The organism is uncultured Arthrobacter sp. (assembly GCF_947493765.1).
Lineage (GTDB): Bacteria > Actinomycetota > Actinomycetes > Actinomycetales > Micrococcaceae > Arthrobacter_D.
On record NZ_CANLSZ010000006.1, the window covers coordinates 1 to 23,864 of the forward strand.

General features: G+C 69.7%; 24 protein-coding genes and 1 riboswitch. Of the genes, 8 read left to right on the plus strand and 16 right to left on the minus strand.

All coding sequences use genetic code 11. The features are described from left to right. Window positions 1–158: 158 nt before the first annotated feature. Both Q0747_RS09980 and Q0747_RS09985 read right to left on the minus strand, forming a co-directional pair. A complete protein-coding gene (locus Q0747_RS09980; protein ID WP_298254179.1) occupies window positions 159–557 on the minus strand; it encodes a YccF domain-containing protein in 399 nt (132 codons plus the stop codon). A gap of 94 nt (window positions 558–651) precedes the next feature. Beyond that, complete coding sequence (locus tag Q0747_RS09985; protein WP_298254181.1) at window positions 652–2,322, minus strand: DEAD/DEAH box helicase; 1,671 nt, start codon at window positions 2,320–2,322, stop codon at window positions 652–654. Between the two features lie 318 nt (window positions 2,323–2,640). Between Q0747_RS09985 and trmB the strand changes: the two genes are divergently transcribed. After that, window positions 2,641–3,519, plus strand: coding sequence for a tRNA (guanosine(46)-N7)-methyltransferase TrmB (trmB, locus tag Q0747_RS09990; RefSeq protein ID WP_298254466.1), 879 nt, complete (start codon window positions 2,641–2,643; stop codon window positions 3,517–3,519). Window positions 3,520–3,568: 49 nt separating this feature from the next. Further along, a complete protein-coding gene (locus Q0747_RS09995; RefSeq protein WP_298254182.1) occupies window positions 3,569–4,801 on the plus strand; it encodes an MFS transporter in 1,233 nt (410 codons plus the stop codon). Window positions 4,802–4,811: 10 nt separating this feature from the next. On the opposite strand, the gene Q0747_RS10000 is transcribed toward Q0747_RS09995, so the two are convergent. The 3 genes from Q0747_RS10000 to Q0747_RS10010 all read right to left on the minus strand — a co-directional run bounded on the left by Q0747_RS10000 (window position 4,812) and on the right by Q0747_RS10010 (window position 7,598). Then, on the minus strand, window positions 4,812–5,690 hold the full coding sequence (locus Q0747_RS10000) for a potassium channel family protein (protein WP_298254184.1): 879 nt from the start codon (window positions 5,688–5,690) through the stop codon (window positions 4,812–4,814). Between the two features lie 67 nt (window positions 5,691–5,757). Beyond that, entirely contained in the window at window positions 5,758–6,507 is a 750-nt protein-coding gene (locus Q0747_RS10005; RefSeq protein WP_298254186.1) for a ZIP family metal transporter, read from the minus strand. 59 nt (window positions 6,508–6,566) lie between these two features. Further along, on the minus strand, window positions 6,567–7,598 hold the full coding sequence (locus Q0747_RS10010; RefSeq protein WP_298254188.1) for an NADPH:quinone reductase: 1,032 nt from the start codon (window positions 7,596–7,598) through the stop codon (window positions 6,567–6,569). Between the two features lie 278 nt (window positions 7,599–7,876). Here Q0747_RS10010 and Q0747_RS10015 point away from each other — a divergent pair, with 278 nt between their 5' ends. Further along, entirely contained in the window at window positions 7,877–8,908 is a 1,032-nt protein-coding gene (locus Q0747_RS10015; protein WP_298254190.1) for a DUF695 domain-containing protein, read from the plus strand. Between the two features lie 153 nt (window positions 8,909–9,061). On the opposite strand, the gene Q0747_RS10020 is transcribed toward Q0747_RS10015, so the two are convergent. The 3 genes from Q0747_RS10020 to Q0747_RS10030 are packed head-to-tail and all read right to left on the minus strand — an operon-like array spanning window position 9,062 to window position 11,082. Next, entirely contained in the window at window positions 9,062–9,745 is a 684-nt protein-coding gene (locus Q0747_RS10020) for an SDR family oxidoreductase (protein ID WP_298254192.1), read from the minus strand. Between the two features lie 21 nt (window positions 9,746–9,766). Further along, complete coding sequence (locus tag Q0747_RS10025) at window positions 9,767–10,465, minus strand: PspA/IM30 family protein (RefSeq protein ID WP_298254194.1); 699 nt, start codon at window positions 10,463–10,465, stop codon at window positions 9,767–9,769. A 50-nt stretch (window positions 10,466–10,515) separates the two neighbouring features. Beyond that, complete coding sequence (locus tag Q0747_RS10030; protein ID WP_298254196.1) at window positions 10,516–11,082, minus strand: hypothetical protein; 567 nt, start codon at window positions 11,080–11,082, stop codon at window positions 10,516–10,518. A 257-nt stretch (window positions 11,083–11,339) separates the two neighbouring features. On the opposite strand from Q0747_RS10030, the gene Q0747_RS10035 reads away from it, so the two are divergent. Both Q0747_RS10035 and Q0747_RS10040 read left to right on the plus strand, forming a co-directional pair. Then, entirely contained in the window at window positions 11,340–13,082 is a 1,743-nt protein-coding gene (locus Q0747_RS10035; protein WP_298254198.1) for a glycoside hydrolase family 13 protein, read from the plus strand. A gap of 3 nt (window positions 13,083–13,085) precedes the next feature. After that, window positions 13,086–14,099 carry a LacI family DNA-binding transcriptional regulator gene (locus Q0747_RS10040; RefSeq protein ID WP_298254200.1) on the plus strand — a complete coding sequence of 338 codons (1,014 nt, stop codon included), beginning with the start codon at window positions 13,086–13,088 and terminating at the stop codon, window positions 14,097–14,099. 47 nt (window positions 14,100–14,146) lie between these two features. On the opposite strand, the gene Q0747_RS10045 is transcribed toward Q0747_RS10040, so the two are convergent. Next, window positions 14,147–14,962, minus strand: coding sequence for a GAF domain-containing protein (locus Q0747_RS10045; protein ID WP_298254202.1), 816 nt, complete (start codon window positions 14,960–14,962; stop codon window positions 14,147–14,149). 300 nt (window positions 14,963–15,262) lie between these two features. Here Q0747_RS10045 and Q0747_RS10050 point away from each other — a divergent pair, with 300 nt between their 5' ends. After that, entirely contained in the window at window positions 15,263–16,054 is a 792-nt protein-coding gene (locus tag Q0747_RS10050; RefSeq protein ID WP_298254204.1) for a GAF and ANTAR domain-containing protein, read from the plus strand. A 39-nt stretch (window positions 16,055–16,093) separates the two neighbouring features. On the opposite strand, the gene Q0747_RS10055 is transcribed toward Q0747_RS10050, so the two are convergent. The 4 genes from Q0747_RS10055 to dnaK all read right to left on the minus strand — a co-directional run bounded on the left by Q0747_RS10055 (window position 16,094) and on the right by dnaK (window position 20,351). Next, entirely contained in the window at window positions 16,094–16,516 is a 423-nt protein-coding gene (locus Q0747_RS10055; protein ID WP_298254207.1) for a heat shock protein transcriptional repressor HspR, read from the minus strand. A 66-nt stretch (window positions 16,517–16,582) separates the two neighbouring features. After that, a complete protein-coding gene (locus tag Q0747_RS10060; RefSeq protein WP_298254209.1) occupies window positions 16,583–17,593 on the minus strand; it encodes a DnaJ C-terminal domain-containing protein in 1,011 nt (336 codons plus the stop codon). Window positions 17,594–17,820: 227 nt separating this feature from the next. Further along, window positions 17,821–18,477, minus strand: coding sequence for a nucleotide exchange factor GrpE (locus tag Q0747_RS10065; protein WP_298254211.1), 657 nt, complete (start codon window positions 18,475–18,477; stop codon window positions 17,821–17,823). 2 nt (window positions 18,478–18,479) lie between these two features. Further along, window positions 18,480–20,351 carry a molecular chaperone DnaK gene (gene dnaK / locus Q0747_RS10070; RefSeq protein WP_298254213.1) on the minus strand — a complete coding sequence of 624 codons (1,872 nt, stop codon included), beginning with the start codon at window positions 20,349–20,351 and terminating at the stop codon, window positions 18,480–18,482. Window positions 20,352–20,594: 243 nt separating this feature from the next. After that, window positions 20,595–20,669: riboswitch (cyclic di-GMP riboswitch) on the plus strand. 116 nt (window positions 20,670–20,785) lie between these two features. On the opposite strand from dnaK, the gene Q0747_RS10075 reads away from it, so the two are divergent. Continuing rightward, window positions 20,786–21,580 (plus strand): response regulator transcription factor, encoded by a 795-nt coding sequence (locus Q0747_RS10075; RefSeq protein WP_298254215.1) that lies wholly within the window; start codon window positions 20,786–20,788, stop codon window positions 21,578–21,580. Here the strand turns inward: Q0747_RS10075 and Q0747_RS10080 are convergent. Next, window positions 21,577–22,032, minus strand: coding sequence for an Hpt domain-containing protein (locus Q0747_RS10080; protein ID WP_298254218.1), 456 nt, complete (start codon window positions 22,030–22,032; stop codon window positions 21,577–21,579). The genes Q0747_RS10075 and Q0747_RS10080 overlap by 4 nt on opposite strands. 222 nt (window positions 22,033–22,254) lie before the next feature. Here Q0747_RS10080 and Q0747_RS10085 point away from each other — a divergent pair, with 222 nt between their 5' ends. After that, window positions 22,255–22,422 (plus strand): tetratricopeptide repeat protein, encoded by a 168-nt coding sequence (locus tag Q0747_RS10085; protein WP_298254220.1) that lies wholly within the window; start codon window positions 22,255–22,257, stop codon window positions 22,420–22,422. Window positions 22,423–22,433: 11 nt separating this feature from the next. Here the strand turns inward: Q0747_RS10085 and Q0747_RS10090 are convergent, their stop codons facing one another. Both Q0747_RS10090 and Q0747_RS10095 read right to left on the minus strand, forming a co-directional pair. Continuing rightward, window positions 22,434–22,943 carry a GNAT family N-acetyltransferase gene (locus Q0747_RS10090; protein WP_298254222.1) on the minus strand — a complete coding sequence of 170 codons (510 nt, stop codon included), beginning with the start codon at window positions 22,941–22,943 and terminating at the stop codon, window positions 22,434–22,436. A 42-nt stretch (window positions 22,944–22,985) separates the two neighbouring features. Further along, the gene (locus tag Q0747_RS10095) at window positions 22,986–23,822 is read right to left on the minus strand and encodes a bifunctional 2-polyprenyl-6-hydroxyphenol methylase/3-demethylubiquinol 3-O-methyltransferase UbiG (protein ID WP_298254224.1); all 837 of its coding nucleotides are present in this window, start codon (window positions 23,820–23,822) and stop codon (window positions 22,986–22,988) included. Between the last annotated feature and the right edge of the window lie 42 nt (window positions 23,823–23,864).

Here is a 23,864-nt window from a genome sequence, read left to right on the forward strand (position 1 = left end):
TCGCCCTCACCTACCGAGGTGGGGCCGTCCTGCGGGCGATCACCCTCTGGCTCAAACGGTTAGGAGACACGCCCTAGCTGTGCACAGCAGAACGGCCGCCGTCCCGCAGGGGCGGCGGCCGTTCTGCTGTGCCGTTCCGGTGGGTGCCGGACGTCGTGTCAGCGGACCATGGGCAGGTACGACGACGAGGGGACGATCACCTTGCCCAGCGGTGCCAGCGAGACCGGGATGAGCTTGAGATTGGCGATACCCAGCGGGATGCCGATGATGCTGACGAACATGGGGATGGCCGTCAGCACGTGGCCGACGGCGATCCAGATGCCGGCGACGAGCAGCCAGATCACGTTGCCGATCGTGGAGAAGGCACCCAGCGGTCCGCCCCTGTTGATCACGGTCTGGCCGAACGGCCACAGCGCGTAGACGCCGATCCTGAACGAGGCGATGCCGAACGGGATGGTCACGATCAGCAGGCAGCACAGGATCCCCGCCGCGAAATACCCGAGGGCCAGCCAGATGCCGCCGAACAGGAGCCAGATGATGTTCAGGAGTGCGTTCATGGGCCCATTCTCCCGTACGCCGTCCGGCACCGCACCCCGGACGGCGCGTCCGCCCCCATGAGCGGGCAGGGGACTTCCGGGATACCCGTTCCCGCTAGCGCGGACGGCGCTCGTTCGACGCCGGAGCGCTCGCCCTGCGCGTCCCGCCGGAGCGCCGCGCGCCTTCGGAGCGGGGAGCCGATGTCGAGCTGCCCCGTCCCTGGGCCGCGGGGGCTCCTGCTGCCGGACGGCGTACCGCATCGCCCACGCGCTGCCCGGAGGCGGGGCGTCGGCTGCGCGACGAGGTCTCGGAGGTGGTGCGTGGCTCGGCGGCCCGGCCGCGCGAGCCGCCCGACGACGCTCCTGCCCCGGCGTCGGAGCCGAAGCGCGGTGCCTGCGGCTGGTCCTTGCGACGCTCGGCGCGGTTGCCCTGCGTCGACGGGGACTCCGCGGCGACACGCCCACGCCCGCCCCTGCCGCCGCGTCCTCCGGCAGCCGGAGCTGCGGTACCGCGGCGAGCGCGCTTGCGCTGGGCGTTGGCCCCGGTGGAGTTCCCCTCGCCGCGCGTCGCCTCCCGTGAGGCGAGCAGGGCCGCGCGGGTGCGGGGGTCGATCTTCTCGGCCATGTCGCCCACCAGCGAGAGCACGTGCGGCGAGGTGGCCTTGACGGTCTCGAACGCGACGTCCACGCCGGCCGCCTTCATGAGCTTGTGCACCTCGGACTTCTGCTCGGGCAGCGTGATCGTGACCACCGTGCCCGAGGACCCGGCGCGGGCGGTGCGCCCGGAGCGGTGCAGGTAGGCCTTGTGTTCCGTGGGCGGGTCCACGTGGACCACGAGCTCGACGTCGTCCACGTGCACGCCGCGCGCTGCGACATCGGTGGCCACCAGCACGCGGACGTCGCCGGAGGAGAACTCGGCCAGATTCCTGTCGCGGGCGTTCTGCGACAGGTTCCCGTGCAGGTCGACGGCCGGGATACCGGCGTCGGTCAGGGTCTTGGCGAGCTTGCGTGCGTGGTGCTTGGTGCGCATGAACAGCAGCCGCTTCCCGGTCCCGGAGGCGAGCTGGACGATCAGCTGCTTCTTCTGCGTCTGGTCACCGATCAGCAGGACGTGGTGCTCCATGGTGGTGACCGATGCCTGGGGGTCGTCGACGGAGTGCGTGACGGGCTTGGTCATGTAGCGGTTGACGATCTTGTCCACGCCGTTGTCCAATGTCGCCGAGAACAGCAGGCGCTGACCGTCGGCGGGCGTGGTGTCGAGCAGCTTCTTGACCACCGGCAGGAAGCCGAGGTCGGCCATGTGGTCGGCCTCGTCGAGGATGGTGATCTCGACGGACTCGAGCGTGATGAGCTTCTGGCGCATCAGGTCCTCGAGGCGGCCGGGGCAGGCGATCACGATGTCGACGCCGGCGCGCAGCGCCTTCTCCTGGCGCTGCTGGGAGACACCGCCGTAGATGACGGTGGTCTTCAGCCCGAGCTCGTCGGCGAGGGGCTCCACGGTCGCGTTGATCTGGGTGGCGAGCTCGCGGGTGGGCGCCAGGATGAGCGCCAGCGGGCGTCCGGGCTTGCGGCGGTAGGCCGCCTCCTGCTCGGACAGGCGGGTCACCATCGGCAGGGCGAAGGCCAGGGTCTTGCCCGAGCCGGTGCGACCGCGTCCGAGGACGTCCTTGCCGGCCATGGAGTCCGTCAGGGACTTGACCTGGATGGGGAACGGTTCGGTGATCCCCTGCGCGGCGAGATTCTCGACCAGCGTCTTGGGCACACCGAGGGCAGCAAAAGTAGTCATAAAGGAGCTATGGGCTTTCTTCTCATCTTCCCCGGCACCGGTTGGGACCGGGGTTCGCCGAAGAAAAGTCAGACAGTGTCCACCGCGCCTGCTCGGGGAGCGAAGGTGCGGGACAAAAGAATGCGTTCATCGACGCAGGCTGCGCGTGGTACTGGTGGCGACGTCCGCCGTGCGCAGGCAAGTCCTCCAAGCCTAGCAGCAGGCATGCCTGCTGCCTGCATCGGCGTCGGGGCCCACCCCGTCCCGACCCTGCACCGACAGGGGAACGCCGTGGCCCGGACACGGGAGCACGAGGACCTGCCGGTAGCCTTGAGCGTGATGGAACCACCGACCCAGACCCCCGATCAGCCGTTCCGCACGCAGCCCGTGTCCTTCGTGCGTCGCGGGTCCCGCCTCCAGGGCCGGCGCCGGGAGGCCTGGGAGGAGCTGGCCGAGGACTTCCTCCTCGAGGTGCCGCGCGTCCACGGCGCCGACACCTCGGTGGCGCCGGGGTTCGTCCTCGACGTCGACGCCGCGTTCGGCCGGTCGGCGCCCCTGGTGATCGAGGTCGGTTCCGGCCTCGGCGAGGCAGTGGCGGCCGCAGCAGCCCGCGACCCGCACCGGAACTACCTGGCCCTGGAGGTCTACCGCCCGGGTCTGGCCCAGACCATGCTGCGGATCAGCCAGGAGGGGCTCACCAACGTGCGGACCGGTCAGGTCGATGCGGCCGAGGCCTTCGCCGGCATGATCCCGGAGTCCGCTGCGGCGGAGGTGTGGACCTTCTTTCCGGACCCGTGGCACAAGACCCGCCACCACAAGCGCCGACTCGTCAAGGAGGACTACGTGGAGCTGGTGGCTCGGGTCCTGCAGCCCGGCGGCGTGTTCCGGCTCGCCACGGACTGGTCCAGCTACGCGGTGCAGATGCGCGCCGTCCTGGAGGCGAGCGGACACTTCGAGAACCTGCACGACGGCGAACGCTCCGGTGCGCGGAGCCCGCTGACCCAGGTGTGGGAGAGCGGTGTGGAGACCGTGGTGGGTGGAGCACCCGTCCGTGCGGGCAAGGACCCGGTCAGCACCGGCAACACGGGGATCAACGAGGGGATCGACACCCTCGGGGGCTGGGCTCCGCGCTTCGACGGCCGGATCCCCACTAGCTTCGAGAACAAGGCCCTGACCGCGGGGCGGATGGTCTTCGACCTCGCCTACCGTCGCCGCTGAAGGGGATGGCACCCGGGAACACGCCGATGCTGCTGCCCGCAGCCGGTCCATGACCGCGGTGCCGTGGCAGGGCCACGCGAGGGATTCCGCTCCCTACCGCCGCCTCCTGTTCGCCCTGCTCTTCGCCGGTCTGGCCACGTTCGCCCAGCTGTACTCGCTGCAGGGCGTCCTCACCGGCGTCGCCTCGGAGTTCGCGGTCTCCCCCGCGGACGCCGCACTGTCGGTCTCCGCCGCGACCCTCGGGCTCGCCCTCGCGGTCATCCCGTGGTCGGCCGTGGCCGACCGGGCCGGTCGCAAGCGGACCATGAGCTGGGCCATCGGCGCCGCCGTCGTCCTGGGTCTGCTCGCCGCGGTGGCACCCACCTTCGAGCTGCTGATCCTGCTGCGCTTCCTCGAGGGCGTGGCGCTCGGTGGGGTTCCCGCGACCGCCCTGGTGTACCTGCACGAGGAGGTGCAGCGGCTGCACGCGGCCGTCGCCGCGGGGACCTACATCGCCGGGACCACGCTCGGTGGTCTCGCCGGGCGCCTCGTGGCCGGGCCGGTCGGGGACCTGTTCGGCTGGCGGATCGGTGTGCTGGCCGTCAGTGTCCTGGCCGGCGGGGCCGCCGTCGCCTTCTTCCTCCTCGCGCCGCGCTCCCGCGGCTTCACCCCGAGCGTGCGGGGCAGCGGACCGTCGCTCGCGCACCGGGTCGCGGCGAATCTGCGGTCGCTGCGCCTGCTGGCCCTCTACGGGCAGGGGTTCCTGCTCATGGGGGGATTCGTCGCGGTCTACAACTATCTCGGCTTCCACCTCGAGGCACCGCCGTTCCTCCTGCCCGCCTCGCTCGTGAGCCTGTTGTTCCTCGCGTATCTCTCCGGGACCGTCACCTCTCGCCTCGCAGGGAGCCTCAGCGTGCGGGTGGGACGCCTGCCGGTCCTGCTCGCCGCGGTCCCGGTGATCCTCCTCGGCCTCGCGGTGACGCTCGCCGACTCGATCCCCCTCATCGTCGTCGGCCTGCTGATCTTCACCGGCGGCTTCTTCGCGGCGCACTCCGTCGCCTCGGGCTGGACGCCGGCGCTGGCGACCACGGGGCGCGCGCAGGCGTCGGGGCTGTACAACTTCGCGTACTACGCCGGATCCAGTGTTCTCGGGTGGCTCGGTGGCCTGTTCTTCGCGCAGTTCGACTGGCCGGGGGTCGCCGGGTTCGCCGGTGCCCTCGCGCTGCTGTCCGGGCTCCTCGCCGTCGCGGCCCTCCGCCGGGCTCCGGGGAGCCGAGCCGTGCAGGCACCGCCGGGGTCATGACGCAGAGCACCTAGCCGCTCCGGCGTCCGGCCCCGGCGTGGTCCCGGGCATACGCGGCCGTCACCTCCTCCGGCGTCCCGTCGGTGTGCAGGAAGTCGTGGTCGAGCTTCGCGGCCAGCTGGTCCAGGGCCGCCGCGAGCACCCGGGCGCCGGCACGCAGCTGCGGCTGGTCACTCGCTGCCGCGCTGTCCCGGAGCGTCAGGGCGTAGGGCAGCTGGCACGCCAGTGCCAGCTCGGGATCGCCCTCCCGGAAGTAGTACGTCTCGGTGTGCTGCGTGAGGTCGATCCTCATCTGACCGACGTCGGCCGCCACGGACTCCAGCGTCCGCCCGGCCGCCGCGGGATCGAGCTGCGGGAGGTGGGCCGCGTAGTCGGCGCGGGCCAAGCCGTGCAGGCGCAGGGCCAGGGCACGACGGCGGGACAGCGGCGAGTAGACCTGCGTGAACCAGGTCAGGGCAGCGGTGAGCAGCGCGAAGCCGGTCAGGGCCTCCACCGGCATGACCAGCCGCATCCAGGGGTCGGAGGCGACCACGTCCCCGAGGCCCAGGGTGGCCAGGGCCACCAGCGAGATGTAGACGGCCTCGGCGAGGTTGTCGTAGCGGGCCGGATCCAGCCCCGAGGAGTACACGAACCCGCCGGGGACGTGCGGCAGGTACACCAGCGCCCAGCCCATGACCTGCAGCGTGACCCACAGGGCCACGGCCGCCGCCATCGCCCCCGGCCCTACGGGTCCCAACCGGTGGCCCGTGGCGTAGGAGATCCGCCACAGCCCGTACATCAGCCCATGGCTCAGGGCTCCCTTGCCGCTGGGGTGGATCAGGCTGTGATACATGTCCCGCAGCCCCAGGACCACGAGGACGAGCCCGACGAGGGTCAGGAGGACGTCCATGGGCGCACCTCCTGTGCGGGCATCAGGATCAGGGTTCGTGACCGGTGCGCCGCGATGGTCTCGGGCCTCATGCGGAGTGCAAGGTGAAGGCTGCCAGGAAACCCAGTGTGGCGATGAGGCCCGAGTACAGCGACGCGGATTCGAAGGCCTCCGGGATCATGGTGTCGGTGATCATCGCCAGGATGGCCCCTGCCGCGAGGGCGTTGACGAACGCCAGGGTCCCGGGGGCAGCGCCGTCGAGCAGCAGGTAACCGGCCAGGGCAGCAAGGCCCGAGGCGAGGGCGATGGCGCCCCAGATCCCGAAGACGTATCCGGCGCCCCTCCCGGCCCGCTTCCACCCGGCGGTGCTGGAGAGGCCCTCGGGAACATTGGAGATGAAGACGGCCGCGAACATGGGGACGCTCACGCCGCCGCCGGCCAGGAAACTCAGTCCCAGGACCATGGACTCCGGGACGCCGTCCAGCAGGGCCCCGATGGCGATGGCGCCCCCGCTGCCGGACTGGTCCTGCTCCGAGGACTGCTGGGTGCCGGACCGCTTGCGGTGCCGTGCCCCGTACCGCGCCAGAACCAGGTTCGACCCCACGTAGACCACCGCGCCCGTGAGGAACCCCAAGGCCGTGGGGGCCAGGCCGCCCTGGTCGGAGGCTTCCGCGACCAGCTCGAAGGTCAGCGCCGAGATCAGCACACCCGACCCGAACGCCATCACCGCCGCCACGACGCGGGTCGGCACCTGGACGAACCACGCGATGGCGCTGCCGACCAGCAGCGCCGCGCCCGCGACGAGCCCGGCACCGCCGGCAAGTACCCACTCAGGCATGGAGTGTCCTGGAAGAAGTCACCATGGGCACCATCATTAGACGCCCCGGGAACCTGCCGTCAACCCGCCGACACGTCGATCAGCATTTTGCCGGTGATCCCCTCTTCCACCGCGGCGTGAGCCGCCGCCGTGTCGGCGAGGACGAAGCGGTGGAGCGGCAGGCCGGCGGCCTCCCCCACGGACAGGACGCCGTCGGCGATGGCGGCGTTGATGTCCTCGGCCGCGGCGTGCACCTCGGGCATGCCGACCGTGTAGAGCAGTACGAACTGGTATCGGACATTGAGGCTGAAATGCTTGCGCACGTCCAAACTCACCTGATCGCCGCCGTTGTTGGCGTAGACAGCGATGGAGCCGCGATTGCGGATCACTGCCAGATCGAGGTCGGCGTTCTGCGCGGGGGCCACTTCCACGATCTGGTCGACACCCCGGGGAGCGATCCGGCGGATCTCCGCGGCAGGGTCGCCCGCCCGATAATCGACGACATGGTCGGCGCCGGCAGCGGCGGCCAGCGTGCCCTTCGCCGGTCCGCTCACCGTCGTGATCACGACCGCCCCGGCCCACTTCGCCAGCTGGATCGCCGCATGACCGACAGCACCAGCACCTCCGGCGACGAGGACCACGGTGTCGGCCAGCGCCCCGGGGTGCAGTCGCCGCGGGCCGTCCTCGGCGATGGTGAGGGCCCGATGCGCCGTGACGGCGGGAACGCCCAGGCTCGCGCCGAGATCGAACCCGGCACTCTCGGGAAGTGGGAAGACCTGCTCTGCCGGCAGCACGGTGAACTCCTGCGCCGTACCGCCGTCGGCGCGGTGGTACGCAGCCAGGACCACCCAGACCCGGTCACCGATGTGAAGACCCTCGACGCCGGGGCCGACGGCGTCCACCACCCCGGCGCCGTCCTGATTCGGGACCACCTCCGGAAATGGCAGCGCCTCACCCGGAGCAGTGCCGCGGCGCGACTTCCAGTCGGTGGGGTTCACGGCGGAGACCATGACCCTCACGCGCACTTCCCCGGGCCCCGGGTCACGGGTCTCCCGGTCCGCGAGCTGGAGGACGGAGGGATCACCGGTTGCGCGGTACACGATTGCTTTCATACTCAGACCCAACCCTGCCCCGGACCGAAAATTCCCGGCGTGGCGCCGGACAGGAGGCCGGCATCGAGTCGCCCTGAAGCGACGAGTGTCCGAGAGCCGGGACGAGGCCGGCTGTGCGCAGAAGTCTTTCGACGCGTGGTCGACGACGCCCTTCCGCGCCTTCTCCGCGTCAAGGTCCAGGCGGGGCGTGCCGATGGATCCTCAGTCCCCGGGTCCCCACGGTGTAGATTCTCTGGGGTCGGAACATCCGGGGCCATCAGCAGGGGATCGCGGGGATCATGGGACGTGTCAGGCGCCGGTGGGTCCGGCCGCGCGGGACCGGCAGAGATCCGGTGGGGGCCTTCTGGCGGTGGTGGGCGGACGACGGCGAGGAACTGCTCACGGCCGCGACCCGCGCGGGCGACCTCGACGCCTACGCGAAGGTGATGACCCGGCGTGTCACGGCGATGGCTCGGGGTCTGGAGTGGGAGACCCGTCCGGGCGCGGACGCCGAACACACGCTCTACGTCTCCGGCGGGTCGGACGCCTCGCTGCGTGCGGTCGCCGAGCGCTGGTTCCGTGCTGCGCCGCCACCGGGCCGGCGCTGGGACTTCGCGCCCGCCCGCAGCGCGAGACCCGCCATGCTGGAGGCCACGATCACCTACCGTGGCAGGACCTTCGACCTCACGCGCACCCGCATCCACGCAGCCGTCACGCGGGCGGGCGACGGCTTCATCGTCTCCGTCTTCAATCCCGGCTTCACCGGCAAGTGGGACGACGAGTACGGCCTGTGCAGCCTGCTGCTCGAGTGGCTGCTGGGCGAGGACGACGTGCATCGCTGGGTGCGGCGGACGGACTGCCTCGTGCACGACGTCGTGGGCAGCATCCCGGCGCTCGAGCTACCGGCCCGGGTCGCGGAGTTCGCGGCCGATCAGCGATCGCCGGACTGGTTGCTCCTGGAGGGTGCCTTCGGCAGCGGGCGCCCCGTCCGGGTGAGGGTGCGGCGTCCGCTGCGCTGGATCGATCATCCCCGCTTCGATCTCCACACCGCCCTGACGGTGCCGTTCGACGCCGACGACGAGGGACTCCCCCGCTCCACAGCAGAGGACACGCTGCAGACGATCGAGGACGCTCTCGTCGAGGAAGTGGGGGCGCGCGGCATGCTCGTCGCCGCCGAGACCACGGGGGGAGTGCGCACGCTCCACGTCTACTCCGATTCCGAGGACCCGGGAGCCCGGGCGGTCCTACAGCGGACAGCCCGGCGGACCCGCCGCGCGAGGGCCCGGCACACACTCGACCCGACCTGGAAGAAGGTGCAGGACTTCGCGTGAGGCGATCGCGCCGGACTGGTGTCCGCGGTGTCCGGCGTCGGTTCAGGGGCGGTGCTGCTGGGATGGTCCGTCGTGCAGGCGCTCCGGACGCTATCCGAGCGACCTACCCGGACCGGAGCGTGATCCCGCCGGTCCGGGAGCGATACCCGCTGCTCAGAACGCCGATGACGGCAGGTCCCGTTCGCCGTCGCGGATCGCGGCGACGATGCGCTCGGCGACCGCCTCGGGATCCTTGCCCCGCGGCAGCTTCGGCGCCTGTCCCGCGATCGGACGGGAGGCCAGGCCGGTCTCGGTGTGCGGGGGCCGCGCGTCGAGGACCGTCACGCCCTGTCTCCGCAGTTCCAGGGTCAGCGCCTTCCCGTAGGCGCTGAGCCCCGCCTTGGTGGCCGAATAGGCCGCCATGCCGGCGGTGGGCGATTCGGCGACGACCGCGCTGATCTGGGCCACGAACGAGCCCTTCGGGAGCGTGGGTGCAAGCTCCCGCATGAGCCGCATGTACCCGAGCAGATTGACGAGCAGGAGCTCGTCGAGGGTGTCGTCGTCGACCTCGACGGCCGGACCGAAGGCGACCACACCGGCGGCGAAGACCACTCCCTCCAGCCCGGTGCCCTCGACTGCTGCGGCGATCTCCCCGGGACCGGCGGGCTTGCCGAGATCGGCCGCGACCCGCCCGACGACGGCGTCGCCGAGCTCGTCGGCGAGCGCCGCGAGTCTGTCCCCGGAACGGCCGGACAGCGTCAGCCGTGCGCCCTGGGCCGCGAGCCTGCGGCACACCGCGGAGCCCAGGACCCCGGTGGCGCCGACGACGAGGACGTGGGAATCCTTGAGCTCGGTCATGCGCCGAGTCTAGCAACGCGGCTACGGCGCGGGCGGGTGATCCCGGGATCGTCTCCGCTTGAGCTCGTCCAGTTCCTGCTGGGCCGCAGCGTCCGCCTCGAGCTCCTCGAAGGCCTGCTGCAACCGCCGGGACGACGGATCGGTCCAGGACAGCTCCTCGCGGGCCTGCACCTGGGCCTCGAAGCGACGCACCTCGAGCTCGGCACTCCGGCGGGCGGCCTCGATCGCGGCGGCCTCCCGGGACGACGAGGCGAGCGCATCGTGGACGCCGAGCGTCGCTCGGGCCGCCGCGCGTCGCGCGAGCATGGCGTCGTAGTCCAACGCGTTCTGCTCGACACGCTGTTCGAGGCGACGCACGTCCTCATGGAGCCGTCGGGCCTGCTGTTCCGCCTCACGGAGTTGCGCCGTCAGCGTCTCGAGGCGGCGTCGCGCGGTCATGGACTCGCGGATCGCGGCTCGGGCGGCGTCGTCGTCCCCGCGCTGCACCGCCGCTGCCACCGCCGCTTCGACACGGTTGAGATAGGCGGCGGCCTCGTTCGCGGCGAGACCCACGCGGTGGTGGTGCGCCGCGACGTCGGCCGCTCCACGGCGGGCCTGCTCGAGCAGGGACCGCTGCGCCTGCTGCGCGTTCTGCGCCTGGGTCCGTGGATCCTGCCCGGACTCCGCACTCGTGGCGCGGTTAGCCCGCACGATGCGCGTGATGCGGCGTTTGATCGACACTGCCTGACTCCCGGGGTGGTGGATGATGGACGGCTGGCGCGGTGGACCGGTCACCCGTCCTGACGGTTGCCGTAGGAGTCCCGCCAGGTCGCCATGGCCGAGATCTCGGTGCGCAGGCGACCGGTGGCCTGTTCGAGCTGCCGCGTGTCGATGGACCGGGAGGTCTGCAGGAGGCAGCGGCGCAGGTCGGCGGAGAGCTCGTCGAGTGCGCGGGCCTGCGCGCCGAGATCGCTGGTCCACTCCTGCTTGAGTGCACGATTCGGCTCGCGGTCCGCCGTGCGGAGCAGACCCTCCAGCGACGCCGCCGCACGGTCGATCTCCTCGGCGGCGCGGGGCAGATCCCCCACCGGTCGTCCCTGCGCCGCCGCCTCGGCCAGCGCGCCGTGGGTGGCACGTGAGGATCTCTGCAACTCGACGATGAGGCGGGCCGGCTCCCTGGTCAGGCGATCGGGGGCGTAGGCGCGGGCGGCGAGCATGCCCCGGTCCCTGGTGCGCTCGATGATGCGCGTGCGCCTGATCCTCCGGACCACGAGCCAGCCGGCCACGCCCGTTCCGGCCCCGAGGGCGGCGACCACCCCGGCGCCGATGGCCAGGGCCTCGACGAAGGGCTCAAGCACGGGGTACCTCGGAGCGGAGATCCATGCCCCAAGTCTGCCCGGGTCATCCGGCAAATTCCAGCTGTCCGGGTACCGCGGACGCACCGGGCCGGCAGCAGCGGCGGCGTCCTTCCGCAGCGTGAGTGTAAACGCTTCCACAGTGGTACTGAAACGGAGCAGCAATAAAGACGAAATATTGGAAGGATCGGCGCAGGAAAGGAGGAGTTCGCTGTGCAAGCGTTTCCATGCCGTCCTTCTCCGCCGTTACGCTGGGGCGCATGTCCGAGATCCTCCCCGTCCTGCACGAACGGCACGCAGCCGCATCGGCCGCCTTCCACGAGCCCCTCCACCTCGCATCCGCGGACGACCAGTGGTGGCGTTCGTCCGTCATCTACCAGGTGTATCCGCGCTCGTTCCGCGACTCGAACGGCGACGGCGTCGGGGATCTCCCCGGGATCACCGCCGAACTGCAGCGACTGGCGGAGCTCAGTATCGACGCCGTCTGGCTCTCCCCCTTCTACACCTCGCCCCAGCGCGACGGCGGCTACGACGTCGCCGACTACTGCGACGTGGACCCCCTCTTCGGCACCCTCGCCGACTTCGACGTGCTCGTGGCACGCGCGGACCAGCTCGGGATCCGCGTGATCGTCGATCTCGTCCCGAACCACTGCTCCAGCGATCACGCGCTCTTCCGGGCCGCCCTGGCGGCGCCGGCGGATTCCGCAGCACGGGCGATGTTCATCTTCCGCGACGGCCGGGGCACCGACGGCAACGAGCCCCCGAACAACTGGCAGTCGCACTTCGGCGGACCGGCCTGGACGAGGACCGTCGACCCGGACGGCACGCCCGGCCAGTGGTACCTGCATCTGTTCGACTCCTCCCAGCCGGACTTCGACTGGGACAACCCCGCGGTCCATGCCGAGTTCGAGCGGATCCTCCGCTTCTGGCTCGATCGCGGGGTCGGGGGCTTCCGGGTTGACGTGGCCCACGCACTCATCAAGGCCCAGGGCCTGCCCGACTGGGGAGGACGCGCGGACGGCGGGTCCACGGAGGGCTTCCCCGGGTGGGAGGCACCCATGTTCGGCCAGGACGGGATCCACGCGATCTACCGCAGGTGGCGGAGCATCCTCGCGGAGTACGACGGCGAGCGCATCCTCTGCGCGGAGGCCTCGATCGATCCCCTGCCGCGACTCGCGGACTGGGTCCGTGCCGACGAGATGCACCAGGCGTTCAACTTCGCCTATCTGCATAACCCCTGGGACGCGCACGGCCTGCGCAGCGTGGTCTCGTCGTCGCTCGCGGCCTTCGACACGGTGGGCGCCCCCACCACGTGGGTCCTGAGCAACCACGACGTCGTCCGGCATACGAGCCGCTTCGGTCTCACCTCCGGCGCCCCCCGCGGCGGGGACGGCATCGGGGCCGCAGATCCGCAGCCGGACACGGCCATCGGTCTGGCGCGGGCCCGCGCGGCCTCCCTGTCCATGTTCGCCCTCCCGGGCGGCATCTACGTGTACCAGGGCGAGGAACTGGGTCTTCCCGACCACACCGCGATGCCCGACGACGCCCGCCAGGATCCGACCTTCGCACGCACCGGCGGGGACCGCCTCGGCCGTGACGGGTGCCGCGTACCCCTGCCCTGGCGCGCCGGGGCGCCTGCGGCGGGCTTCGTCGATGCCGCGGGGACGCCCTGGCTTCCCCAGCCGGAGGGGTGGGCCGGCTACGCACGCGATCTCCAATCGGAGGACCCGGACTCCACGCTCTCGCTCTACCGCACGGCGCTGCGGCTCCGGCGGGACCTGCGCCTGGGCGCCGGGTCCCTCAGCTGGTCCCGCGAGTTCGAGCGGGGCGACGTCGTCGCCTTCCGGAACGAGGACGTGATGGTGCTCCTGAACATGGGCGAGTTCGCCGCGCCGCTGCCGGAGGGGGCCGTCATCGCCGCGAGCATGCCCGACGCCGTCGTCGACGGACTGCTCGCCCCGAATGCGTGCGTCTGGCTCCTGACCGGGGCGGGCCGGGGGTAGGGGATGGTCGGCATCAGGGACGTCGCCCACCGGGCGGGCGTCTCCACGGCCACGGTGTCCCGCGCCCTCAGCGGCAACGGCCGTGTCTCGGCCGGCACCCGCGCCCGGGTGCTGGAGGCCGCGAGCGAGCTCGGCTTCGTCGCGAGCTCCACGGCGTCGTCCCTCGCCTCCGGACGGCACCGCAACATCGGCGTGGTGGTACCCTCGGTGGCCCGCTGGTACTACTCCCAGATCGTGGACAGTGTGGCCGCCGCGCTGCTCCGGGCGGGGTACGACCTCACGCTCTACAACCTGAACGACGACGCCGCCCATCGCGAGAGCGTCCTGTCCGAGTTCCTCCTGCGCCAGCGCTGCGACGGCGTCATCCCCGTCTCGCTCGAACTGGGCAGGGACGAACTGGACCAGCTCCTGTCGGTGGGGAAGCCCGTGGTGGGGATCGGCGGACCCCTGCCGGGCGCGGAGACCTACAGCGTGGACGACCACGAGATCGCCGCGCTCGCGACGGAGCACCTCATCCGACTCGGTCATCGCCGCATCGCCCACATCGGCGGCTACGAGGTCGCGGAGAAGGACTTCCGGATCGCCGGGACGCGTCGGCACGGCTACGAAGCGGCGCTGAAAGGCGCCGGCCTGGAAGCGCGGAGATCCTGGCAGCTTGCCGCGGACTTCACGATCCAGTCCGGGATGGTCGAGGCGCGGCAACTCCTGGGCCACCCGCACGACAGGCCGACGGCGGTCTTCTGCGCCTCGGACGAGATGGCCATCGGCGCCCTCCTCGCGGCTCGCGAGCTCGGCCTGCGCGTCCCCGACGACGTCTCGATCATCGGGATCGACGGACACGAGCTGGGCGAGGCACTCGGCCTGACCACGGTGGCACAGTTCCCCCAGGAGCAGGGCCGGCGGGCCGTCGAGCGCCTCCTGCAGGTCCTCCAGGATCCGTCGACGCTGCAATCCGTCAATCATCCGGCGCGCACGGCGCTCGTGGTGCGCGCCAGTACCGCGACGCCGACCGCCTGAGTCCGGGCCCGGACGCCGCGAGCGGGCGACGGCTCCGGGTCACCCCGTCAGCTGTTCCCGGGGATCTCCAGCGGACCGTTGATCTCGGCCTCGACCTCGCGGGCCAGGGACCGGAGCTTCTTCCCGTCCCGGGAGGAGTAGGCCCGTGGCTCCTGGTCCATCACGCAGAGCGTACCCACCGTCCATCCCCCGGGGCCGCGCACGGGATAGCCGGCGTAGAAGCGGATGTAGGGAGCGCCCACCACCAGGGGGCTGGTCCGGAAACGGAGGTCCGCTCGTGCATCGCGGATGATCAGGGGCCCGGCGCTGCGGATGGTGGCGTTGCAGAAGGAGATCTTCCGCGGCATGTCCTGCTGGACGGGCCCGAGGACGGATTTGAGGAACTGCCGGCGGTCGTCGATCAGCGCGATCGTGGCCGAGCTGCACTGGAAGAAGTCCTTCGCCTCCCGCGTGATGCGATCGAAGCGTTCCTCGCCCGCGGTGTCCAGCAGCTCCGTCCGCGCCACCGATGCGAGGCGTTCCACCTCCTGTTCCTCCTCCGTGAACAGGAAGGCGCCGACCACCCCCAGACCCCGTCGCGAGTCGGTGGCCGTTTCCTGCGCCTGATCCGAGCCGTCGGGTGGACACGGCGGGATCAGCGCAGCGGTAGTGTCCGTCGACTCGGCCAGGAGGTGGTTGGTGGCTTCACCCAGCAACTCGCACTCCGTCCTGGACAGCTGCAGCACTCCCCCCACGAAGGCCTCGAGCTCGAACTGGGACACCCGTCCACCGATCGAGTAGTAGCTCACCCACACCTCGTCGAGCGTCACTCCCGAGGCGGACAGGGCATCTCGGATCCGCCTGGCATGTCCCTGCTGATCCATCTGCAAGCCTCCGTGCAGGCGCCGACGAGTCGTTCCGACGAAACCTGGATCGATGTCCCGGGAACACGTGTTCCCGCCTATTACTCAGCAAGCTTACTACCGGCAGGCGCCACCACGTCCGGTGCTTGCATCCTGACAGGATCTCCGGCTTCTGGTAGCGATACCTGCCTTCCCTGCGGAAAATCATGGCCTGTACAGTGGGGCCACCGCTCGACGGCGGGCGGTGCGGGCGTGTTCCACCGTGCCGTTCGCGGTCAGGCTCCGCGGGTGGACCCGACATCGACCGTGAGGACCTTCCTGATGAATCATCCATCGCCCGGTGCGAGCCCACCCCGGTCCGTCCGGGAGCTGGCCCCGACGCTGCAGTCACTGGTACTCGACAGCACGGCCGTCCGTGACTTCATGGGTCGCCTCGCCCGGCTCATCGCGCAGAGTCTCACCACCGCCGACAGGACGGTGCTGTGCGGCATCACGCTGATCCGGCCGCGCTCCGCCGTGACGGTGGCGAGCAGCAGCGCACGGGCACAGGTCATGGACGAGCTCCAGTACTCGTTCGGGGACGGCCCCTGCCTGGACGCCGCCCGCCACCGGACCACCAACCACGTCCACGATGTGCTCGACCAGGATCAGCGGTGGCCCGAATACCGCGCCGAGGTGGCTCATCACGGACTACGCTCCATCCTGGCGGTACCGATCACCCTTCCCGTTGCAGGGGATGAGGAGGGTGCCGGCAGGGAGAGCGGCACCGGCTGCGCGATCAATCTGTACGCCGACAACCCTCACGCCTTCTCGGCAACCGATCTCGACGAGGCGCAGATCCTCGCCGATACCGTGGCGACGACCGTCGCGATCGCGGTCCGGATGGCCGGCAGCAGCGACAGGGCCGAGCAGCTCGAGGCCGCGATGGCCTCCCGGACGGTGATCGACCTCGCAGCGGGCATCATCATGGCGCAGAACCGCTGCAGTCAGGACAGCGCCATGACCATCCTCAAGGCTGCCAGCAGCGCCCGCAATCTCAAGGTCCGGGAGCTCGCGGCAACGGTCATCGGTTCGGTGTCCGCCGAACCGGCACTCACGCACTTCGACGGCTGAGCCTGCACATTACCGGATGTGATGTGCCGGAGACCGGAGCTAGTACAGGGACCTACCCGGCCGCCACACCACGAGTGCCTGGCTGCGCGGGCGGGGGCGCTGTCCGCGCGCCAGGGTGACGACGTCGCCGGCCAGTCCGGCCGCGAAGACGCGGCTCGAGTCGGCGGACGTCGGCCGTGCCGCGAGCTCCGCTGCCAGTTCGAGGATGCGCGACTGCAGCGCCGCCACACGGTCCTCGAGCTCGAGGATGCGCCGGATGCCCTCCAGCGACACCCCCTCCTGTGACAGGCGCTGGATCTCCCGCAGGGTGCTGACGTCCTTCTGCGAGTAGCGCCGGGCGCGACCGGCCGCGCGGCTGGGGGTCACCAGGCCCAGGCGGTCGTACTGACGCAGGGTCTGCGGGTGCATGTCGGCGAGCTCTGCAGCCACGGAGATCACGTAGACGGGCGCTGTGGGATCCACGATCCACCTCCTTCCGTGACCGGCGTGGCCGGCGTGCTCGACTCTGGGACTACGGATCGATCCTTGTCACAGCCCGGCCTTCGCGGCGAGGCCCGCGCGGGGGTCGGCGTCCTTCGTGGCGTCGCGGAACGCCTCCACCGCGGCCTGGGCTTCCTTCGACAGATTCTGCGGGACCACGACCTCCACCGTCACCAGCAGATCACCCGTGGCCTTCGAGGTCTTCACGCCCCGGCCCTTCAGCCGCAGCGTACGGCCCGACGGCGTTCCCGCGGGGATCCGCATCTTCACCATCTCTCCGGTGAGGGTGGGGACCTCGATCTGGGCTCCGAGCACCGATTCGTCGAAGCTCACCGGCACGTGGACGCGGATGTTGTCGCCTTCGCGCTTGAAGAGCGGGTGCTCCTTGACGTTGACCGTGACCATCAGATCGCCCGGCCCGGCCTGTCCCGGCTGTCCCTTGCCCTTGACGCGGACCTTCTGACCGTCGCGGATACCGGCCGGTACACGCACGTCGACCTGTTCGCCCGACGGCTCGCGCAGCCCGATCGTGGTCCCCTTGATGGACCCGGCGAAGGAGATGGAGGTGCTCGCCGTGCGATCGGCGCCTTTCTGCGGCCGGGAGGTCTGGAAGCCGCCCGGGAATCCCCTGCCGCCCATGCCTCCCATGCCGGAGGACCCGCCGCCGAAGAGATCGGCGAACTCGGGGGGCAGGTTGCCGTTCGAGAACCCGGTGCGCTGGCGCGACCCGGCTCCCTGGTTGAACAGATTGCCGAAGACGTCCTCGAAGCCTGCGCTCCCGCCTGCTCCGCCGCCGGCACCACCGGCGGAGAAGCGGGCACCGCCGCCCATGGCACGGATGGCGTCGTACTGCTGGCGCTCCTCGGCATCGGAGAGGACCGAGTACGCCTCGGAGACGTCCTTGAACATCTTCTCGGATCCGGTGTCGCCCTGGTTCTGGTCCGGGTGGTGCTTCCGGGCGAGTTTGCGGTACGCCTTCTTGATGTCGGCGTCGCTCGCGTCCTTGGAGACACCGAGGATCTTGTAGAAATCCTTATCGACCCAATCCTGACTGGCCAACTGGTGTCTCCTTCCTAGGTACTGCTGAAAAGTTCTGAGCGGGATGAGCGGTGTGTGCGCCGGGCCGGTTCCCGAGGAAGGCGACCAGCGCCTGGCCCCGGAACGCCGGGTGGCGAGCATACCGGGCCGGCTCCCGAGGAAGGCGGCTTTAATATTCCAAGGGCCGCCAGGGCCCGCCGGAATTTCGTTGCCGCCGATCGGGTCCGGCCCGGCACACAAGGTGCCGCTTATTCCGGCACGGCCACGATCACCTGTGCGGCCCGCAGGACGCGCTGGTCCTTGCGGTACCCCACGCGGAGGATCTGGCTGACGCTGTCCGACTGGACGTCCGCGCTGGGCTGCTGGATGAGCGCTTCGTGGATGTTCGGGTCGAACGCCACGCCGACCTCGTCGATACGGGCGAGCCCGTACGTGGCCAGAATGCCCTCCAGCTTCCCGGCGATCGCCGCGAAGGGCCCGTCCACCAGGTCCCCGTGCTGGCGACCGGCGTCGATGTCGTCGAGGACGGGCATCAGCGAGTTGAGCACGCCGATAACCGCCTGCTCGCGCGCCACGTCGCGATCGCGTTCCACCCGCCGGCGGTAGTTCACGTACTCCGCCTGGAGGCGGAGCAGATCGTCGCGCAGTTCCCCGACGACGTCCACCGCGGCGCTCGCCTCGCCGCTGGCCTCGTTCAGGATCGCCTCCGCCTGGGCGAGGGCGTCCTGGTCCGAGCCCGACTCCGCGGGTGCTGCCTGCCCACCGGTCCCGGAACTGTCCGGGACCGGTGTTTCGGCGTCGTTCTGCTGCCCACGGACGTTGCCCGTCTCAGGGTCGATCTTCCGATTGTCGCGAAAGCTCACCGGCTCCGACTCGTGCTCTTCTTCGTTTCCGTGGTGCGGCATGGCTACTTCTTCTCGCTGGTGTCTTCGTCGACCACCTCGGCGTCGACGATGTCCTCGTCGCCACCATCACCGGTCGGCTGATCGTCCGACGGCGTACCGCCGGGCTGCTCCGCGTCCTGCTGGGCGGAGGCGTAGATCGCTTCGCCGAGCTTCGACTGGGAGGCCTGCAGCTTCTCGAACGCTGCCTTGACCTCGTCGTCGTTGTCCTGCGACTCGAGCGCCTTCTTGAGCTCGTCGACGTCCGACTGGACCTCGGTCCTGACGTCCTCGGGCAGCTTGTCCGTGTTGTCTGCGATCAGCTTGTCCACGGAGTAGGCGAGCTGCTCGGCACCGTTGCGGGTGTCGGCGGCCTCGCGGCGCGTCTTGTCCTCGGCGGCGTGCTCCTCCGCCTCGCGCACCATGCGGTCGATGTCCTCCTTGGAGAGCGAGGAGCCACCGGTGATGGTCATCGACTGCTCGGTGCCGGTGCCCTTGTCCTTGGCCGAGACGTGGACGATGCCGTTGGCGTCGATGTCGAACGTGACCTCGACCTGCGGGACACCACGGGGAGCCGGGGCGATGCCGGTCAGCTCGAACGTGCCCAGCGGCTTGTTGTCGCGGGTGAACTCACGCTCTCCCTGGAAGACCTGGATGGCGACCGACGGCTGGTTGTCGTCGGCGGTGGTGAAGGTCTCGCTGCGCTTGGTGGGGATGGCCGTGTTGCGCTCGATGAGCTTGGTCATCATGCCACCCTTGGTCTCGATGCCCAGGGACAGCGGGGTGACATCGATCAGGAGGACGTCCTTGCGCTCGCCCTTGAGGACACCGGCCTGGAGTGCTGCGCCGACGGCCACGACCTCGTCAGGGTTGACACCCTTGTTCGGCTCCTTGCCACCTGCGAGTTCCTTCACGAGCTCGCTGACAGCGGGCATACGCGTGGAACCACCGACGAGCACGATGTGGTCGATCTCGGAGACCTTGATGCCGGCCTCGGCGATGACGTCGTTGAACGGCTTCTTGGTGCGGTCCAGCAGATCCTTCGTGAGGTCCTGGAACTTCGCACGCGAGAGGTGCTCGTCGAGGTGCACAGGGCCGTCCGCCGTGACGGAGAGGTACTGCAGCGAGATGTTGGTGGAGGTGGCCGAGGAGAGTTCCTTCTTGGCCTGCTCCGCGGCTTCCTTCAGACGCTGGAGGGCGATCTTGTCCTTGGACAGGTCAGCACCCTTGGCCTTGGCCTGCGCGAGCAGGTAGTCCACGACGCGCTGGTCCCAGTCGTCGCCGCCGAGGCGGTTGTCACCGGAGGTCGAGCGCACCTGGATGGTGGAGAAGGCATCCTCGTCCTTACCGACTTCGAGGAGGGAGACGTCGAAGGTTCCACCGCCGAGGTCGAAGACGAGGATGAGCTCGTCCTCCTTGCCCTTGTCGAGGCCGTAGGCCAGCGCGGCCGCAGTGGGCTCGTTGACGATGCGCAGCACCTTCAGTCCGGCGATCTCGCCGGCCTCCTTGGTTGCCTGGCGCTCGGCGTCGTTGAAGTACGCAGGAACCGTGATGACCGCGTCGGTGACCTTCTCGCCGAGGTAGCTCTCTGCGTCGGTCTTGAGCTTCTGGAGGGTGCGCGCGGAGATCTCCTGCGCGGTGTACTTCTTGTCATCGATGCTGACGTTCCAGTCGGTGCCCATGTGGCGCTTGACCGAGGCGATGGTGCGGTCGATGTTGTTGACGGCCTGACGCTTGGCGATCTCACCGACGAGGACCTCGCCGGACTTGGAGAACGCGACGATGGACGGCGTGGTGCGGGCGCCCTCGGCGTTCGCGATGACGGTGGGCTCGCCACCCTCCAGGACCGAGACGACCGAGTTGGTGGTTCCGAGGTCAATACCTACTGCACGTGACATGCAAGTTCCTTTCGACTGCCCGGGATTGCGAGGCGCTCATCCGCCGGGCGCGTAGATTGAGCGTTCTGCACTCAACTATAAACGTGGGTGCCCGGTGAGACAAATCGGGTTGAGCCGCCTCGGCTCAACCCAGCGTCGCGACCGACCGATTGCAACGATTTGGTCTCCGCGGGGGTACTGGCTGCCGAAAAAGGTATACCAAAGCTCCGAGCCGTTGCTAGGATCATCGGGCGAGCAGCAGCTCGTCGACAAAGGCAAACCCGGCGCAAGCCGGGGACGCAAAGCCACGGGACCCAAGAGGTCAGCCGGGCCGCCGAAGAGAACAGGTTCACGAAGCATGACTCGGACAGTTCACGTCCCCCCGGTCTCCGGGCCGACCGGCACAGCCCGGCCGCACCCGGCTCCCCGCCCGGATCGCAGCGGGGCCACGGGTCATGAGTAGCGCCTCTCCCGGGGAGGGCCGGGCCGCCGTCGTCATCGAGGACGATCTCGAGATCCGCAACCTCGTCTGCGCGGTCCTGGAACAGGGCGGCTTCCAGGTCAGTTCCGCAGCCAGTGGACGCGAAGGTGTCGAGGTGGTCCGGGACAAGGTCCCCACAGTGGTGACCCTCGACATCGGGCTTCCCGACATCGATGGATACGAAGTATTGCGGCGACTGCGCTCCGATTCCGACTGCTACGTGGTTGTACTGAGTGGGCGCGCGGACGAGATGGACATCCTCACCGCCCTGCAGGCCGGAGCCGACGACTACGTCCTCAAACCCTTCCGTCCGCGCGAGTTACGGGCTCGCATCGACGCGATGCTCCGCAGGCCGCGGAGGGAATCGGCCCCTCCCCCGCCCTCGGCACCAACCCCGGCCGCCAAGGCGGACAAGACGCCCGACACCGCGTCCCTGCTGCGGGTGGGCAGCCTCGTGATCGACGGCGACGCCCGCACGGCCACCTGCTCCGGGATCGAGCTGCAGCTCACCAAGACAGAATTCAACCTGCTGCACGACCTCGTCCGGAACAACGGCGCGGTCCGGACCAAGAACGAACTGGTCCGCGTAGCCCGCGGAAAGGACTACCGCGGCTACAACTTCGTGAGCCGCACCGATGAGCGGGCCATCGAAGTGCATATCGCCAATCTCCGCCAGAAGCTCGCCCACGGGAACGACGAATCCACGCTGATCGCCACGGTGCGCGGCGTGGGTTTCCGACTGATGGCGCGGAGCGAGGACTCCCGCTAGGAGGTGCCGGACCGTCCGGGGTAGTTCGCGCGCAGTTCCCCGGCAGTGAGCGCGGCGCTGGAACGCAGGCCGGGGAGGGCTCGCCGGGCAGCCTCCAGGGTGTCGCTGGTGATGAGGCCCTGGACCTCGAGTGCCACTCGGGTCAACTCGAGCGCTCCCACCATCATGGAGGACGTGGTCACGCTGTGCACGGCATCCGCGGCCCCTGCCACGTCACCCGACTCGAGGAGGCGATCGACGCGGTCGATCTTCCCGTCGAGTGAGTCACAGAAGTCATGGGCGAACTGCGCGACTACCGTCCTGTCGGTGAAATCGCCCTCCATGGCGCGCAGCACGTCGGGGTCGACGACGGCCGGTCCGGCGGTGGCGGGACCGTGCACGACGTCGTCGTGATTCGTTGCTGCTGCCGCGTCCTGATGGGGTTCGGACGGCGGAGTCGATTGGCTGGGCACCTCCACAGCGTAGCGATACCGCCTGAGAGCATTTCGGTGTCCGCATGTTCCTGCGCAAAGCTTGCGTAACGATATGGACACGCTATATCCCGGGCGTTTCCGGTGTTTCGGGGTGAGTGACGAACCGGCTCGGGACCGCACGGTAAAGAGAGATATTCACCTATGAGCGCAACACCCCATAGCGAGCTTGACCGCATTCTGGCGGGCCGAGATCGGAGTGATATGGCACCGACGATCTCCGCCCTCCTGGAAATCCTCCAGCAGCACCCCGAGGATCCGCGGGTCCTCTACGAGGTGGGCGGGGCCTACGACACCGCCGGCGAGGAAGCGACGGCGGCGGACCTCTATGAGCGGGCCATGGCAGCGGGGCTCGACGCCTCGGAGCCCTGAGGAAGCAGGAATCAGTCGACAAGTGCACGCCGCATCGCAACACGGGGCCACCCATCGAGCCCTAGCTCTGCTTCATGCTCACGGATCCGGCGCAGTCCAGCGGGCAACTGATCCGGCGGGATGACGGTGAAGCCGAGGCGCGCATAGTAGGGCGCGTTCCACGGAACGTGGGCGAACGTCGTCAACGTCAGGGCAACCAGGCCGCGCTGCACCGCCCATCTCGCTGCGGTCTCGATGAGCTCCCGGCCCCTGCCCTGACCGGCATGGGTCGGGTGCACGGAGACCTGTTCAATGTGTGCGGCTTCGTCGACGATGTCCAGGAGCAGATAGGCCACCGACTGATCCGACGCATCGGTATCTACCCATACCCGTCCGTCCCGCTGATAGGTGAGCAGAGCTTCAACGGTCGGAGGTTCGTCGTCGGCGATGGCCGACATCCCGAGCTTGCGGAAAGCGGCACCAGCGGCACGCTCGACGGCAGGTAGGACCTCGAGGTCCTCGAGCCGCGCGAGCCGGATCACGGCGATCTCCGCGGGCAGATCACGGCACCCTCGGATCGACGCTCACGGTTTCCGGGCGATGATCGTATAGGTGCAGGGCACGAGGGCGCGCTCGGCTTCCGGCCACGCGAAGCCGTCCCGCACCTCGACCATGCGCGGTGAGAACCGCCAGGGCAGCGTGGTGCTTTCGTCGACGTGCAGGATCTGCAGGCCGGCGGTGATCAGCGAGGTCATGATCTCGGACAGCGGATGCGCCCACTCGTACGTCCGCGAGTGGGTCACCGTGCCGTCTCCTGAATATGTCGACGCGTCGTCCCACTCTTGCGGCTCCCCGTCGCCGAAGTACGGGTAGCTGAGGCGCAGACCGTCGGCGTTCTCGTCCAGGGAGTAGAGGATCGGGTGCCCATCCCTGATGTAGAAGAGGCCCCCTGCCCGCAGGAGTCCGGCGACCTGCTCGGCCCAGCGGACCAGGTCCGGCAGCCAGGTGATGGTGCCGATGCTGGTGTAGACGACGTCGAAATCGCCCTCGACCGCAGCGCGTGCCTCGAGGACGTCGGTCTCCACCCACGTCGCCTCAAGGCCTAATCGGCGTGCCAGGGCAGCGGCGGAGGTAAGGGCACCCGGGGAGAAGTCGACGCCGGCGACCCGTGCTCCTGCCCGTGCGAGTGACAGGGTGTCGGTACCGATGTGGCACTGCAGGTGACAGACGTCCAGGCCGTCGACGACGCCGTCGGGAAGGAACGGGGCCATGGCTGCCAGATCCGCTCGCACCACCGAGCTCAGGTGGTCGGGGTCGTCGAAGGCGCCGAGTGCGTACGAGGCCTCGTGCAGGGGCACCCGGTCCTCCCAATTGTCCAGATTGGTCGACCGCGCGGCATCCCAGCTGATCTCGTTCCCCATGCAGTGAGCATACGAGGAAGAAAGCCTCCACTGTGCCCTTCA